The sequence below is a fragment of the Streptomyces sp. NPDC015661 genome, assembly GCF_043077765.1.
Taxonomy (GTDB): Bacteria; Actinomycetota; Actinomycetes; order Streptomycetales; family Streptomycetaceae; genus Streptomyces.
On the sequence record NZ_JBIBST010000005.1, the window covers coordinates 48,456 to 62,018 of the forward strand.

A 13,563-nucleotide genomic window follows, 5' to 3' on the forward strand; every position below is an offset into this window, starting at 1 on the left:
GGCGGGACACCCGGTGGTGAGCCAGATGGATGTCGTACGACGCGGTGGACGCTCCCGTCTCGCGGTCCTCGGGGCCGTCGCCGTCCTCGCCGTGGCGCCCGCCCTCGCGAGCTGCTCCGACGACAACGGCGGGAAGACGGGCGGCACGGCATCGTCCTCCCCACCGACCGCGGGTCCCGCCGATCCCGTGGCCGCCAAGGCCGAGATCACCAAGAACTGGACGGCGTTCTTCGACCCCAGGACCCCCGTCGCCGAGAAGGTGAAGCTCCTGGAGAACGGGGAGCAGATGCAGCCGGTGCTCCGCGCCTTCGCCGGCGACAAGAACGCGGCCATGACCTCCGCGAAGGTCACCGGCATCGAGTTCACCTCCGCCACCGGCGCGAACGTCACCTACGACCTGCTGGTCGGCGGAGCCCCCGCCCTGCCCGGCTCCCAGGGCACCTCCGTCCTCCAGAACGACACCTGGAAGGTCTCCGTGAAGACCCTGTGCGGCCTGGTCGAGCTGAGCGGTGTCACCGTCCCGGGCTGCTGAGGCGGTCGCGGCGCTGCTCCTGGCCGTCCTGCTCGCCCTCCTCGCGGGATGCGGCAGCCGGCTCCCGGAGCGCGCCTTCGAGACGCGGCCCACCGTCAACCCCTCCGGCGGTGAGCCGCTCCGCGTCGGCATCATCACCAGCACCACCAGCCCGGTCGGAGGCGAGACCTTCACCGGCCCGCGCGACGGAGCCCGCGCCTGGTTCGACGCCCTCAACGCGCGCGGTGGCCTCGACGGACGCCGGATCGAGGTCGAGACCTGCGACGACGGCGGCAGCGGCGTCGGCAACAACGCGTGCGTGCACCGGCTCCTCGACGAGCGCGGCGTCTTCGCCCTCGTCGCCACCACCGCCCTGAACTACGCGGGCGCGCCCCTCGTCGCCCGGGCCGGCGTCCCCGACATCGGCGGCCAGCCCCTCACCCCCGCCTACGACACCTATCCGCACCTCTACGGCATCTACGGCAGCTCCGCCCCGCGCACCGGCCGGGCGCCCGGCTGGGGCGGCACGCTGTACGGCGGCACCGAGGTCTACCACTGGTTCCGCGAGGAACTCGGCGCCCGGACCGCCGCCGTCGTCTCCTACAACCAGGCCGCCTCCGCCGCCTACGCCCGGCTCGTCGCACGCGGCCTCCGGGCCGAGGGCTACCGGGTCGTCGAGGAACAGGTCGACTTCGCGCTGCCCAACTTCCGCGCCGTCGCCGCCGATCTGCGGGCCGAGCACGTCGACCTCCTCTTCGACGCGATGGACACCCACGGCAACGTGCGCCTGTGCGAGGCGATGGAGTCACTCGGCGTCCGGGTCGCCGCAAAGGTGACGAACGTGCAGAACTGGTCCTCGGCCGTCCCCCGCGACTACGCACGGGCGCCCGGCTGCCGGGCCTCGCTGTGGGTCACGGGCTCCAGCCGGAACTACGAGGACACCGGGCAGCCGGCGGTCCGTGAGTTCCGGACGGCGATGGGGAACCGGCCGCTGTCGCAGTGGCAGCTGGAGGGTTGGGCGGCGGCGATGTGGTTCACCGACGCCGCCCGCTCCTGCCTCGACCGGGGCACGCTCACCCGGGGCTGCGTCGAGGAGTTCATGAACCGTCCGGAGCCGTACACCGCGCGCGGACTGCTGCTCCCCGTACGGTTCGAGCGCCTGGCCCGGCCGCCCGCCACCCGGAACACCTGCCTGTCCGTGGCCCGTTGGCAGGACGGCCGGGGCTGGGTGAGCCAAGGCGACATGACGAAGAACTGCGCGACCGTCCCCCAGCTCGGCTACCGCCCGTGAAGACGCCACCCGCACCGGCAGTACAGTCGGGCACCGACCGAAACAATGAACACTGACTGACCGGGGGGAACCGGCAGCGCGATGCGTATCTCCTTTCTGCTTCACAACGGCTACCACTACGGCGGCACGATCCGGACCACGTTCACGCTCGCCGAGGAACTGGCGGAACGTCACGAGGTCGAGATCGTCTCGGTGTTCCGGCACCGGGATCGGCCGCACCTCGGCCTCCCGTCGGGGGTGACCCTGCGCCACCTCGTCGACCTGCGCCGGGACAGCCCCGGATACGACGGCGACCACCCCGACTTCCACCGCCCCGCCCAGGTCTTCCCGCGCGGCGACGGCCGCTGGAAGCAGTACAGCGCGCTCACCGACACCCGCATCGGCGAACACCTGCGCGGCGTGGAGGCCGACGTCCTCGTCGCCACCCGCCCCGGGCTCAACGTGCACCTCGCCCGGCAGGCCCGCCGGGGGCCCGTCCTCGTCGGCCAGGAGCACCTGATACTGGACGGCCACAGCTACCGGCTGCGCCGGGACATCGGCCACGAGTACGCGCTCCTCGACGCCGTCACCACCGTCACCGAGGCCGACGCCCGCGCCTACCGGCGGCTCGCCCTGCCCGGCGTCCGCATCGAGGCCGTCCCCAACAGCGTGCCCGCGCCCTCCGTGCCGCCCGCCGACCTCACGGCGCGGACCGTCGTCGCGGCGGGCCGGCTGACCGGGGTCAAGCGGTACGACGTGCTGATCGACGCCTTCGCCGAGGTGGCCGCGGACCACCCCGACTGGAAGCTGCGGATCTACGGCTCCGGCGACGCGGTCCAGGACCTGAAGGCCCCGCTGTCCCGGCAGATCAAGGACCGGGGCCTGGAAGGGAAGGCCTTCCTCATGGGCTCCGTCACCCCCATGGAACCGGAATGGGCCAAGGGCTCCGTCGCCGCCGTGACCTCCGAACGGGAGTCCTTCGGCATGACGATCGTCGAGGCGATGCGGTGCGGGCTGCCCGTGGTCTCCACCGACTGCCCCCACGGGCCGCGCGAGATCATCGAGGACGGGGTCGACGGGCGGCTCGTGCCGGTCGGCGACGTGGCCGCCGTCGCGGCGGCGCTGCGGCAGTTCGTCTCGGACGACGCACTGCGGGCCGAGGCGGGACGGGCGGCGCTCGCCGCGTCCGAACGCTTCGACCCGTCGCGGGTCGCCGCGCGGCACGAGGCGCTGTGGGGGGAGCTGGTGGCGCGGGGTGCGGGGCGTCGGGTGCACTCTGCGGGGCGTGCGCGGGCTCATCTGGCGGTGGGGCGGGTGATCGACGGGGTGTACGCCCAGAAGGCGAGAGTGGGCCGCCTGATCCGCCGCCTCCGCTGACGGCCCCGCCCCACCGGTGCGCCCGCACACCTGCGGGGCGGCGCCCCGGAGCCGCACGCCTGCGGGGCGGTGCCCCGGCCACCCCGTGCGGTCCCGCGCCCGACCGGGCGGCGCCCCCGCCCACCCCTGTGTGGTCCCGCGCCCGGCTGGGCGGTGCCCCCGCCCACCCCCGTGTGGGCAATCGTCCCGCTGGGGCGGGACGGGTGGGCACACGGGACGGCGCCCTTCAGCGGCGCCTCCGCGTTCCGGGCCTGGACCCGCACCACGAGTGCGCCGCCGCCTGCGGTGCGGGTCAGGGCGCGGAAGCCTAGGCCCGGCCAGGGGCGCCGTCCGTTGTGCCCACCCGTTCCGCCCTGCGGAACGATTGCCCACAACGGGGTGGGCGCCGCCCCTTGCGGAACGATTGCCCACAACGGGGTGGGCGCCGCCCCTTGCGGAACGCCTGCCCACAACGGGGTGGGCGCCGCCCCTTGCGGAACGATTGCCCACAACGGGGGGTGGGCGGCGCCCCGGTGGAGGGGGTGCCCACGAGGCGCTGGGAGACTTGGGGCATGTTGGAGACCTCCGCGCGGCTGTTGCGGCTGCTGTCCTTGCTTCAGGCTCATCGCGAGTGGTCCGGGGCCGATCTCGCTCAGCGGCTCGGAGTGACGGCGCGTACCGTGCGGCGGGACGTCGAGCGGCTGCGGGAGCTCGGTTATCCCGTGCACGCCAGTCCCGGCACGGGCGGTGGCTACCAGCTCGGGGCCGGGGCCGAGCTGCCGCCGCTGCTCCTCGACGACGAGGAGGCCGTCGCGGTCGCGGTCGGGCTGCGGTCCGCCGCCGGGCAGGGCGTCGAGGGGATCGGGGAGAGCTCCGTACGCGCCCTGGCGAAGCTGGAGCAGGTCCTGCCGGGCCGGCTCCGGCGGCGGATCGGGGCGCTCAACGCCTTCACGGTCCCCCTGCTCCGTACCCCCGGCGAGCGCGTCGACCCGGCCGTCCTCACCGAGCTGGCCAACGCCTGCCGGGACGGCGAGCGGCTCCGCTTCGCCTACCGTGACCACGGCGGCACGGCCACCCGCAGGACCGTCGAGCCGCACCGTCTGGTCTGCACCGAGCGCCGTTGGTACCTGGTCGCCTGGGATCTGGACCGGGGCGACTGGCGTACGTTCCGGGCGGACCGGATCGAGCCGACCCCGCCGCACGGTCCCCGTTTCCCGCCCCGCGAGCCGCCCGCCGAGGATCTGGCCGCATACGTGGCGAAGGGGCTGTCCGGCTCCGCCTACGCGGAGCAGGCGGTCGTCCGGCTCTTCGTCCCGCTCGAAGAGGCGGCCGCCGCCGTCCGCGCGCTGGACGGGGTCCTGACGGCGGACGGCGAGGACGCCTGTCTGCTGCGGACGGGGGCGCGCAGCCTCGACGTCATGGTGTTCCACGTGGCGTTCCTGGGCTTCGACTTCGAGGTGGTCGAGCCGCCCGAGCTCGCCGAGTCGGTGCGGGCGCTCAGGGACCGCCTGTCCCGCGCCGTCGAACGGGCGGAGCGGGCGGAGAGCTGATCCGCATCCGCTCGTACGCGGCGAACTCCGGGTGGTGGAGGTCGAAGGCGGGCGCCTCGGAGCGGATCCGGGGCACGGACTCGAAGTTGTGCCGGGGCGGCGGGCAGGAGGTCGCCCATTCCAGGGAGCGCCCGAAGCCCCAGGGGTCGTCGACGTCGACCTTCTCCGCGTACCGCCAGGTCCGCCAGACGTTGTAGAGGAACGGCAGCGTGGACGTGCCGAGCAGGAAGGCGCCGATGGTGGAGACGGTGTTGAGCGCGGTGAAGCCGTCGGCCGCCAGGTAGTCGGCGTACCGGCGGGGCATGCCTTCCGCGCCGAGCCAGTGCTGCACCAGGAAGGTGGTGTGGAAGCCGACGAAGAGGGTCCAGAAGTGGATCTTCCCGAGCCGCTCGTCGAGCATCCGGCCGGTGAACTTGGGCCACCAGAAGTAGAAGCCGGCGAAGGTCGCGAAGGCGACCGTGCCGAAGACCGTGTAGTGGAAGTGGGCGACGACGAAGTACGAGTCGGTGACCTGGAAGTCCATCGGCGGCGAGGCGAGGATGACGCCGGTGAGCCCGCCGAAGAGGAAGGACACGAGGAAGCCGACGGACCAGAGCATCGGGGTCTCGAAGGAGAGCGAGCCGTGGAGCATCGTCCCGGTCCAGTTGAAGAACTTCACCCCGGTGGGCACGGCGATGAGGAACGAGAGCATCGAGAAGAACGGCAGCAGCACCGCGCCGGTGACGAACATGTGGTGGGCCCAGACCACCACGGAGAGCCCGGTGATCGCCATGGTGGCGCCGACCAGCGTCGCGTACCCGAAGATCGGCTTCCGGGAGAAGACCGGGATGATCTCGCTGATGATCCCGAAGAACGGCAGCGCGATGATGTAGACCTCGGGGTGGCCGAAGAACCAGAAGAGGTGCTGCCAGAGCAGCGCCCCGCCGTTCTGGGGCTGGAAGACCACGGCGCCGAGGCGCCGGTCGGCCTCCAGGACGAGCAGCGCCGCCGCGAGGACGGGGAAGGCGATGATCACCAGGACCGCGGTGAACAGGATGTTCCAGGTGAAGATCGGCATCCGGAACATGGTCATGCCCGGCGCCCGCATCCCGATGATGGTGGCGAGGAAGTTGACCGAGGTCAGGATCGTGCCGAAGCCGGAGAGCGCGAGTCCCATGATCCACAGGTCGGCACCGACGCCCGGCATCCGCTCCAGGCTGTTCAGCGGGGCGTAGGCGGTCCAGCCGAAGGCCGGTGGCCCGGTCGGGGTGAAGAGCGAGCCGAGGACCAACAGGCCGCCGAAGAGGAACAGCCAGTACGAGAACATGTTCAGCCGCGGGAAGGCGACGTCGGGCGATCCGATCTGCAGCGGCACCAGCTCGTTCGCGAAGCCGGCGAAGGTGGGCGTGGCGAAGAGCAGCAGCATGATCGTGCCGTGCAGGGTGAAGGCCTGGTTGAACTCCTGGTTCGAGACGAACTGGAGTCCGGGGCGGGCCAGCTCGGCCCGCATCAGCATCGCCATGAGCCCGGCGATCAGGAAGAAGACGAACGAGGTGACCAGATAGAGGTGGCCGATCTTCTTGTGGTCGGTCGTGGTGAGCCAGTCGATCAGGATGCGTCCGTGCCGTTGCCGGCCCGATTCGACGGTCGCGGCCGCTGTCCCGTTGCCCATCCCTGCCTCCGCCTCGCCGTGGTCCCGGCTCCGCGTCTCCGGGCGTCCGGCCAGCGTAAGCATTGTGTAAGGGAAGAGTGTGCGCCTCGGGTGCGCGTCGCCGAGGCAATTCGGGACGAGCTTGCGGAAGAGGGGAATTGGAGGCGCCTTACCCGTGCTTCCGAACCCTTCGTGCGAACTGATGGGGGCCCTTCGGAATTACTGGAGAAACGGCCGGAAACAGGCCTCGGGAGGGGTGTCGGACCGGGCAGACATATGTCGAGAACTTGTGACACAAGCGTGACCGCCGAGGGACTAACGTGAGGTTCATGTCACCCACTTCGCGCACTCCCGAACCGCCACGCGACGCTCCCGAGTCCTATGTGGGCCTCGACGCCGGAGGGGCCGAGCGGCTCGCCAGGACCCGCGGCTGGAGCGTCGTCCGGTCCCTGCCGCCGGGCTCGATCATCACCATGGAGTACCTCTCCGGGCGCATCAACTTCGAGGTCGAGGACGGCACCGTCACCCGCTGCTGGCTCGGCTGAGGAGCCGGCGGGACGGCACGCGGAAGGGCCCCGGCCGACTTGGCCGGGGCCCTTCCGTAGGTGCTCCCGTAGGTGCTCCCGTACGTGCTTCCGTACGTGCTCTCGTACGTGCTTCCGCGCGCGGGGCGGGGTGCGGATCAGCCGCGCGTCACCGGTGCGCGCCGGGCGCCCGCCACCCCCACGGGCTCCCGGACCGGCTCCCGGACCGGCTCGTCGGACGCGGGCGGGCGCGGCGGGAAGAACCCGGGGCGCGGTCCTCCGGAGGCCACGGGCAGCGAGGGCACCAGCCGGCGGCGGTCCCGCAGCCGCTCCCGTACCCGGTCGCGCGCGGCGAGGATCCAGGCCTCCGCCACCGCGAGGACCGGCTCGCACCAGGGCAGCGCGAGCAGGACGAGGAGTCCGGCGGCCCAGCCGAGCAGCACGTCGCTCAGCCAGTGCGTGCCCAGGTAGACGGTGGTGAGGCCGACGCCGAGGGCGACCACGGCGGAGAGCGCCGACAGATAGCGCCGGGCCCTCGGGGTGGTCGCCAGGTAGGCGAGGATGCCCCAGGTCACGACCGCGTTGGCGGTGTGCCCGGAGGGAAATATGTCGCCGCCCGCGAACAGCTCGGGGGAGCCGATCTGGGTCGCGTAGTGGGGGCCGAGGCGGCCGAGCCCGAGCTTGACCGCGCCCACCGAGACGTTGAGCAGCAGGAGGGCTGCGCCGAGGCAGAGCAGGGGGCGCAGGGTGTGCTGGCGCCAGGAGCGCCAGCCCAGCCAGGCGGCCACCATGACGGCCGTGGGGCCGCGCTGGCCGAGGACGACGTAGTAGTCGAGGAAACCGTGGATCTCGGGCCACTGCTGGTACGGCCGGAAGAGCATGATCTTCCAGTCGAGGGTCACCAGCCATGTCGACAGCAGGACGGCCACGACGATGGCGAGATAGAACGCCGACGTCCCGCCGAAGAGGGCGAGACGCGTGCGGGTCATCCGCGGGACCTCTATCTTCGGCGGTTCCGGCTCCCGGTCCAGCCGGGCAAAGATGTCGGTACGCACCCAATCGACGTTACAGGGAGTGAGAAGCAGACCCGGTCGTTCCGCTCCCTTCGTGATGATCGTGTGATGTGGAGTGGGTCTCACCGGGTGGTCTATTCCAGGTGTCCGTCGGGAAATCCGATGACCTTCGGCCCTTTTGCCGCGAGGGGTGTTTCCGGATGCTTGTTTGAACGCCCGGGAATTTCCTCAAACAGACGTCCGTGCGGAATTCCATGCGACGCGCGGCCCGCGCCGAGTGGCGTACGCCACACCGCGAGCCCCGCCGGGGTGAGAGCTGCACCACGCGCTCGGGCCTTGAACTCGCGTACGCTGACGGCTCACTCGCCCGTCGATGCCGGGCCGCCCCAGGGGCATACGCCCTGGTCACAGCCCACCGAGCGCGAGAGCTTCACTGGGAGGTACGTACATGCAGCGGACGAACACGGCCCAAGGACCACCGCGTGCCACCGTCGGCGCCGGCGCCAACCGCTGGGTCGTCCTCGTCGTCCTCTGCGTCAGCCTTCTCCTGGTCGCCCTCGACGCGACCATCCTCCACGTCGCCGTCCCCTCGCTCACCGAGGACCTGCGCCCCAGCTCCACCGCGCTGCTCTGGATCGTCGATGCCTACCCCCTGGTCTGCGCGTCGCTGCTGATCCTCTTCGGCACCCTCGGCGACCGGGTCGGCAGACGCAGGATCCTCCTCCTCGGCTACGGGCTCTTCGGCGTCGCCTCGGCGGTCGCCGCGCTCGCCACCGAGCCCTCGGTCCTCATCGGGGCCCGTGCGCTGCTCGGCGTCGGCGGCGCCATGATCATGCCCGCCACGCTCTCCATCCTCCGGACGGTCTTCCCCGACCGGCGGGAGCGGGCCACCGCGATCGGCATCTGGACCGCGACGGCGGCGATCGGCGCCGCGACCGGACCCGTGCTCGGCGGCTTCCTCGTCGAGAACTACTGGTGGGGCTCCGTCTTCCTCATCAACATCCCGCTGATGGCGCTGATCCTGCCGCTCGGTCGGCGCCTCCTCCCCGAGTCCCGGGGCGCCACCGACGGCCCCTGGGACGTGCTCGGCGCGCTCATGGCCGCGGCCGGGGTGCTCGGCTGCGTCCTCGGCGTGAAGCACATCGGGGCCGGCGCCTCGCCGCTCGCCCTGCCGAGTGCCGGACCGCTGCTGCTCGGTGCCGCGCTCCTCGTCCTCTTCGTACGGCGGCAGAAGCGGCGCCCGCACCCGCTGATCGACATACGGCTCTTCTCCCGGGCCGCCTTCACCACCTCGGTCGGCTGCATCGTCATCGGCATGCTGGCCCTGGTCGGCCTGGAGCTCATCGCCGTCCAGTACCTCCAGCTGGTCCTCGGCCTCAGCCCCCTGGAGACCGGGCTCCGGCTCCTCCCGCTGACCTTCGCCGCCATGGCCGCCGGCGCCACCGGCTCGTACACCCTGCGCCGGATCGGTCCGCGCCGGATGGTCGGCTGGGGCTTCCTGCTCACCGCCGCGGCGGTGCTGCTGCTCACGCTCATGGGGCAGCACGACCGGCCGCTGCTGCTCACGGTGGGCTTCGTGCTGCTCGGCTTCGGCCTGCAGACCACGCTCTTCTCGGCGTACGAGTCGATGCTCAGCGAGGCGCCGCAGCGCAGCGCGGGCGGCGCGGCGGCGATCGGGGAGACCTCGTACCAGCTCGGCGCGGGCATGGGCATCGCGCTGCTCGGCAGTGTGATGAACGCGGCGTACGCCCCCGGTCTGGCCTCGGTCCCCGGGGTGCCCGCGGAGGCGAGCCGGGCCGCGGCGAACTCGCTCGGCGAGGCCTACAAGGTCGCCGATCAGCTCGGCGGTACGGCCGGTGACGCCCTGCACCAGGCCGCCCGGCACTCCTTCGTGACCGGTCTGCACGTCACGCTCTGTGTGAGCGCCGCGCTGCTGCTCGTCGGCGCGCTGATGGCCCGGCGGCTGCCCCGGGTCATGGAATGCCCGGTGGACCCGGAGGAGGCCTTCGACGCGCTGGAGCGCGAGGGCTCGACGGCGGCCCCGGAGGGCCTGGACCGGGATGCGGAGACCCGGGCCACGGCGGGGACGGTCGGGGCGGCGGAGAGTGCACCCGCTCCGTCCGAGCGGTCCGCGTCGCCGCGCGTGCCCGCGACGCGGGAAGCGATCGAGCCCGCCGGCTCGGGGCGTCCGGCGCACTGACCCGATCCCGTCGGGAGGCGCCCGGCCGGGCCGGCGGACTCGCTCAGCTCTGGTTGAAGAAACCGTCCTGCTGACGCCGGCCCGTCTCGCCGCTGACGATCTGGGTGTCGTGGGGGGTCAGCAGGAAGACCCGCGTCGCCACCCGCTCGATCGAGCCGCGCAGACCGAAGGCGAGACCCGCGGCGAAGTCGACCACGCGCTTGGCGTCGTTCCCCTCCATCGCGGTCAGGTTCACGATCACCGGAACCCCGTCCCGGAAGAGCTCGCCGATGCCCCGGGCGTCCCGGAAACCGTCGGGGGAGACGGTGGCGATCCGGCGGCCCCGCTCCTCGGCGGTGTCCGTGGCCACCCGGACCCGGGGGTCCGTCACCCAGGCGTCGCCGCCCTCGGCACCGTCGGCGTACTCGTCGTCGTAGTAACGCTCGTCGTTGTCCTCGACGAGTCCCAGCCAGGCACTTGCCTTGCGCACCGATCCCATGGACGCCTCCTTTCAGCGCGGTCACTTGTGGTTCCGCAATCCCTATCGTCGTCCATGATGCGGATCGCGCGCCAAGTGGATAGGCGCCGCGCAGGGGATTCGTGACGGTACTGGTGCAGAACGTGAGGGCCGTTTCCTGGCGATTCGTCAGGAAACTTGCGGTATGCGGGGCCTGACGGAGGGCCATGCAGCTGAAAATATGAAAGTCATGCCACAAGGGTGACGATGGGCGCGTACGGGTGAACGCCCCCGCTCGCTACGATGCCGCGGGGCCGCTCGGCGGACCTCCGCCCGCCACGGCCCACGACTCACGGGGGAGTCCTTGTTCGGAATCGTCAGACCCTGCACGCATCGGCTCACCGACGGCCTCAGGACCGAGTGGATGGCCCACCTCTGCGGCCTCTGTCTGGCGCTCCGCGCCGACCACGGACAGTTCGCCCGTGTCGTCACCAACTACGACGGGCTCATCGTCTCCGTCCTGACGGAGGCTCAGACCGGCGTGACCGGGGCGAGCCGCCGCACGGCCGGGCCCTGCGCGCTGCGCGCCATGCGGACCGCCCCCGTCGCCCGCGGCGAGGGCGCCAGGCTCGCCGCCGCCGTCTCCCTCGTCCTCGCCTCGGCGAAGGTACGGGACCACGTCGCCGACCGGGACGGCCTGTTGGCCCGTCGGCCCGTCGCCGTCGCGGCCCGCCGGGTCGCCCGCTCCTGGGACAAGGCCGGGGCCAGAACCGGCCGCGCCCTCGGCTTCGACACCGCCGTCCTCGTCGACGCCGTCGACCGCCAGACCGGCATCGAGGCCCTCGCGGGACCCGGCACCCCCCTGCTCACCGTCACCGAGCCGACCGAGACGGCGACGGCGGCCGCGTTCGCGCACACCGCCGTCCTCGCCGGCCGGCCGGGCAACGCCGCGCCGCTCGCCGAGGCGGGCCGCCTCTTCGGCCGCCTCGCCCACCTCCTCGACGCCGTCGAGGACCAGGCCGCCGACGCCGAGACCGGCGCGTGGAACCCGCTCACGGCCACCGGCACCTCCCGCGAGGAGGCCCGCCGGCTCGCCGACGACGCCCTCCACGGCATCCGCCTCGCCCTCAAGGACGCCGAGTTCGCCGACGGCAAGCTCGCCCACGTCCTCCTCGCCCACGAGCTGCGCAGCTCGGTCGACCGCGCCTTCGGCACGACGAGCTGCGCGCACGGGGCGCCGGGGCCGGGCCAGGGTCCGGTGCCGGGGAACCCGTACGCGGGCGGGGGCTCCGGCCCGTACAACCCCTACGGCGGCGGGAACCCCTACGGCGGCGGGCCGATGGGTCCCGGTGGTCCCGGCGGCCTCCCGCCGCAGTTCGGCGGCGGTGCGCCCCAGGCGCCCAAGCCGCGCGGCTTCCTCGCCGGCTGCGCCATGTTCACCTGGCTCTTCTGCACCTGCCAGATCTGCTGCGCCAAGGAGTACGAGGGCCCCTGGTCCCGCAAGAAGCGCGAGGGCTGCTGCCGGGACTGCGACTGCCCCGACGGCGGATGCTGCGACTGCGACTGCTGCTGCCCCTGCGACGGCTGCTGACACCCCGTCGGAATCCCGTGCGCCGCTGCTACTTCGTCGGCGCCGGGATCTCCGGCGGGGAGATCTCCGACCGCTCGATGCCCGAGGCGGTCACCCCCCACTTCTTCAGGATCCGGTCGTACGTCCCGTCGGCCTTCAGGCCGTTCACCGCCGCCTGGAAGGCCGGTGCCAGCGGGGTGCCCTTCTTGAAGGCGAAGCCGACGTCCAGGCGCCGGTACTCGTTGAGGAACTTCACGTTCTTCTGCTGCGTCACGGCGTACCGCACGCCGTTGATCGTGCTCATCACGACATCGCTGCGCCCCTGCTGGAGCGCCATCCAGACCGCCCCCGTCTCGCTGAAGACGTTCACCTCGTACGGCGGCTTCCCGGCCCCGGCGCACCGGCCCTTGTTCTGCTCCAGGGTCCGTTCGAAGGTGGTGCCGGCGCCCGTCGCGACCTTCAGGCCGCACAGCTGGGTGAGGTCGGTGACGGCCTTCAGCGGGGAGTCGGACCGGGTGGCGAAGCCCTGACCGTCGTTGACGTACGTGACGAAGTCGATGGTCCTGCGCCGCTCCTCGGTCACGCCGAAGTTGCCGGTGCCCACGTCGTACTTGCCGCTGCCGAGCGCCGGCAGGATCGCCTCGAAGCCGACCACCTCGCGCTTCAGCTCCAGACCGAGGGCCTTCGCCACGGCGGCCGAGAAGTCGGCGTCCGCCCCGACGACCGTCTTGCCGTCCGGCAGATAGGCGGAGCTCGGCGGGGTTCCCACCGAGGAGGCGATCGTGAGGCTGCCGCGCTGCCGCACATCGGCGGGGAGCAGCTTCGCCGCCGCCTCATTCTTCTGCACCGCCGCCACCACGTCCTCGGTCGGCAGAGCGCCCTGCGCTCCGGTGGCCCCGGCCGGGGCGGTCGCGGGCTCCCCGCCCGAGCAGGCGGTGAGGCCGAGCGCGGCCGCGGTGATCAGGGCGAAGGCGAGGGTGGTGCGTGCGGTGCCGGAACTCGTGCGCGTACTCATGGCTTCGGGTTCTCCAGGAATTTCTCGAACGGCAGCGGGCCGATCGACTCGGGATCGGCGGACACGTCGAAGAGCGGGCGGTAGCCGCCGGCCAGGTAGAGGCCCTTGGCCTCGGGCTGGCGCGGCCCCGTCGTGAGGTAGATCCGGGAGTAGCCGCGGGCGGCGGCCTCCCGTTCGAGGACGGTGAGGACGCGGCGGGCGAGGCCGCGTCTGCGGTGCGCCGAGTGCGTCCAGATCCTCTTCAGTTCGGCGGTGTTCTCGTCGTAGCGGCGGTAGGCGCCGCCCGCCACGGGCCTGCCCTGCTCAAGGAGGAGCAGGAAGGCGCCGTGCGGCGGGGCGAACTCCGCCGCCGGGTAGCGGCTCAGATCGTGCGCGTCGCCGTACCGGGTCGTGTACTCGTGGGCCAGCTCCTCCAGGAGCGGGCGGGCCAGGGGATCGGTGGTCGTGGTCCGGTGCACGGACAGCGCGAAGGTCATGACGGTCCTTCA

The 13,563-nt window shown here is 72.4% G+C and carries 12 protein-coding genes; 7 read left to right on the plus strand and 5 right to left on the minus strand.

Going from position 1 to position 13,563, the window contains the following annotated elements:
* The first annotated feature begins 25 nt into the window (after positions 1-25).
* From ACF07V_RS14815 to ACF07V_RS14830, 4 genes are all read left to right on the plus strand, one after another.
* Positions 26-532 (plus strand): hypothetical protein, encoded by a 507-nt coding sequence (locus tag ACF07V_RS14815; RefSeq protein WP_392154280.1) that lies wholly within the window; start codon positions 26-28, stop codon positions 530-532.
* Positions 510-1,802, plus strand: a complete 1,293-nt coding sequence (locus tag ACF07V_RS14820) for an ABC transporter substrate-binding protein (RefSeq protein WP_392154281.1) — start codon at positions 510-512, stop codon at positions 1,800-1,802. The genes ACF07V_RS14815 and ACF07V_RS14820 overlap by 23 nt, the downstream gene beginning before the upstream one ends.
* A gap of 81 nt (positions 1,803-1,883) precedes the next feature.
* Complete coding sequence (locus ACF07V_RS14825) at positions 1,884-3,158, plus strand: glycosyltransferase (RefSeq protein ID WP_392154282.1); 1,275 nt, start codon at positions 1,884-1,886, stop codon at positions 3,156-3,158.
* Between the two features lie 551 nt (positions 3,159-3,709).
* Positions 3,710-4,687, plus strand: coding sequence for a helix-turn-helix transcriptional regulator (locus ACF07V_RS14830; RefSeq protein WP_392154284.1), 978 nt, complete (start codon positions 3,710-3,712; stop codon positions 4,685-4,687).
* Here ACF07V_RS14830 and ctaD read toward each other — a convergent pair.
* A complete protein-coding gene (gene ctaD, locus ACF07V_RS14835) occupies positions 4,635-6,338 on the minus strand; it encodes a cytochrome c oxidase subunit I (RefSeq protein ID WP_392154286.1) in 1,704 nt (567 codons plus the stop codon). The genes ACF07V_RS14830 and ctaD overlap by 53 nt on opposite strands.
* A 308-nt stretch (positions 6,339-6,646) precedes the next feature.
* On the opposite strand from ctaD, the gene ACF07V_RS14840 reads away from it, so the two are divergent.
* Positions 6,647-6,862 carry an I78 family peptidase inhibitor gene (locus ACF07V_RS14840; protein ID WP_369143431.1) on the plus strand — a complete coding sequence of 72 codons (216 nt, stop codon included), beginning with the start codon at positions 6,647-6,649 and terminating at the stop codon, positions 6,860-6,862.
* Positions 6,863-6,999: 137 nt separating this feature from the next.
* On the opposite strand, the gene ACF07V_RS14845 is transcribed toward ACF07V_RS14840, so the two are convergent.
* Complete coding sequence (locus ACF07V_RS14845; protein ID WP_392154287.1) at positions 7,000-7,830, minus strand: phosphatase PAP2 family protein; 831 nt, start codon at positions 7,828-7,830, stop codon at positions 7,000-7,002.
* 472 nt (positions 7,831-8,302) lie between these two features.
* Here ACF07V_RS14845 and ACF07V_RS14850 point away from each other — a divergent pair, with 472 nt between their 5' ends.
* Positions 8,303-10,054 carry an MFS transporter gene (locus ACF07V_RS14850; RefSeq protein WP_392154288.1) on the plus strand — a complete coding sequence of 584 codons (1,752 nt, stop codon included), beginning with the start codon at positions 8,303-8,305 and terminating at the stop codon, positions 10,052-10,054.
* Between the two features lie 43 nt (positions 10,055-10,097).
* Here the strand turns inward: ACF07V_RS14850 and ACF07V_RS14855 are convergent, their stop codons facing one another.
* On the minus strand, positions 10,098-10,532 hold the full coding sequence (locus tag ACF07V_RS14855) for a cell division protein SepF (RefSeq protein ID WP_392154290.1): 435 nt from the start codon (positions 10,530-10,532) through the stop codon (positions 10,098-10,100).
* A 322-nt stretch (positions 10,533-10,854) separates the two neighbouring features.
* Here ACF07V_RS14855 and ACF07V_RS14860 point away from each other — a divergent pair, with 322 nt between their 5' ends.
* The gene (locus tag ACF07V_RS14860; RefSeq protein ID WP_392154291.1) at positions 10,855-12,081 is read left to right on the plus strand and encodes a DUF5685 family protein; all 1,227 of its coding nucleotides are present in this window, start codon (positions 10,855-10,857) and stop codon (positions 12,079-12,081) included.
* 28 nt (positions 12,082-12,109) lie between these two features.
* Here the strand turns inward: ACF07V_RS14860 and ACF07V_RS14865 are convergent, their stop codons facing one another.
* Positions 12,110-13,075 carry an ABC transporter substrate-binding protein gene (locus ACF07V_RS14865; RefSeq protein WP_392154292.1) on the minus strand — a complete coding sequence of 322 codons (966 nt, stop codon included), beginning with the start codon at positions 13,073-13,075 and terminating at the stop codon, positions 12,110-12,112.
* The gene (locus ACF07V_RS14870; protein WP_392154294.1) at positions 13,072-13,551 is read right to left on the minus strand and encodes a GNAT family N-acetyltransferase; all 480 of its coding nucleotides are present in this window, start codon (positions 13,549-13,551) and stop codon (positions 13,072-13,074) included. Before ACF07V_RS14870 ends, ACF07V_RS14865 begins: the two co-directional genes overlap by 4 nt.
* Positions 13,552-13,563: the final 12 nt, after the last annotated feature.